Below are 1,305 nucleotides of genomic sequence, written 5' to 3' on the forward strand. Positions count from 1 at the left end.
TTATCTACTGACCAGTAAACAACTGTGCCACTTTTACCAGCACCAACCTTTTTGTCTGCTTGGACTATTTCTAGTGAGAAACCATTTATATCAAGCGCTGTGAAGTCAAAGTCAGGATGGTAAACCGGAACGGCTTCTGGAAAAGCTTTCTTGTACCATTCAAGCCCTTTCGCTACATCTAGGACATGAACAAGAACCGCTGATGGATTCATAATTTTTCTCCAACCACATAACGCCCAATTAAGTTGTGAGCAACGCTGCCACATTACCTAAGCACTTCACCGTAATCACCAAACCAATTGAAACCGAAAGTGCCGAGCGTTGCGAATCAGCTTGAATTGCTTGTTATGTGTTTAAAAATAAGGATACAACCCAGCAGGAGGTATGTTCTTTTCTGGACATTTTGAACATTTACCTCTAATTCCTGAATATTCGCCTGGTTTAAACTTATTCAATATCTCTGGCGAGAGAACTGAATTATGAGAACATTTATGACAATAAAATCCGATCCCTAGATTGAAAAATTTTAGCTTTTCAATCGTGAGTTCCTCATTATTAAGCTCCCAATCCCTGAGGTGGCAGTACTCTATCAGGTCCTCATTTGTCCAGTTTCTCTTACTGTCATAAACTCCATAGGCTGGCGATGGACCTTGGAAACTTGTTGTCCAACACTTTAATTCCCCACCTCTGTACCCATTGGCTCTGAGTTCTTCTATATTAGACGCCACAATGCCATCGAATAAAACGTATCTGCAAAAGCTATCAACATCGGCATCTAACACAAAACCTCTTTCGTTAAGTAGATTTACAATCTGTACTATTATGTTTTTAGGAATACTGCTCATTTACAACCTATAAATTTCTAATAAAAACACATAACGCCCTGTTAAGGGGTGAGCAACGCAATACCAAAGCCGCTGCATACCACCTTAAACACTAAAACCAACGCATAGAAAAAACGCCACGCGTTGCGAATCCCTCTTGAACAGTTTGTTAGTATTCAGACCCAACCTGTTACACCGAACTTAAAAAGAAGTCTTATTTGTCAGTTCTCTATCGTCTTAATACCACAGTTTTCACAGATCGTATGTCGAGAAAACTCATCCATAGAAGCTAAAAATGGACCAACTGCCCAGCCTTTGATTAACCCAGCAATAAACTCTTTACGCTTTTGATGTTTTACACCAGCAAAAGGACTTGGGTTCCTAATCAATACGGTAATATGTTGGGATTTAATGTTGCAAGCAGAACACTGATATTTGTCTATCTGATGAAGCACTAATTTTCCTCCTGAATACTAACGCC

2 protein-coding genes and 1 pseudogene are annotated in these 1,305 nt (G+C 39.6%); all 3 read right to left on the reverse strand.

What is annotated here, in order from left to right:
* A pseudogene (locus tag RH45_RS06470) lies at nucleotides 1–212 on the reverse strand (glyoxalase/bleomycin resistance/dioxygenase family protein); the annotation flags it as partial.
* A 141-nt stretch (nucleotides 213–353) separates the two neighbouring features.
* A complete protein-coding gene (locus RH45_RS06475; protein ID WP_008075165.1) occupies nucleotides 354–845 on the reverse strand; it encodes a hypothetical protein in 492 nt (163 codons plus the stop codon).
* A gap of 200 nt (nucleotides 846–1,045) precedes the next feature.
* Complete coding sequence (locus RH45_RS22830) at nucleotides 1,046–1,279, reverse strand: hypothetical protein (protein WP_071986158.1); 234 nt, start codon at nucleotides 1,277–1,279, stop codon at nucleotides 1,046–1,048.
* Nucleotides 1,280–1,305 lie beyond the last annotated feature (26 nt).

The sequence above is a fragment of the Vibrio sinaloensis DSM 21326 genome (assembly GCF_000189275.1).
GTDB classification, from domain to species: Bacteria; Pseudomonadota; Gammaproteobacteria; order Enterobacterales; family Vibrionaceae; genus Vibrio; species Vibrio sinaloensis.

Excerpts from the sequence above, each read along its gene's own strand:
- RH45_RS06475 (WP_008075165.1), bottom strand. The coding sequence starts at position 845 with ATGAGCAGTATTCCTAAAAACATAATAGTACAGATTGTAAATCTACTT.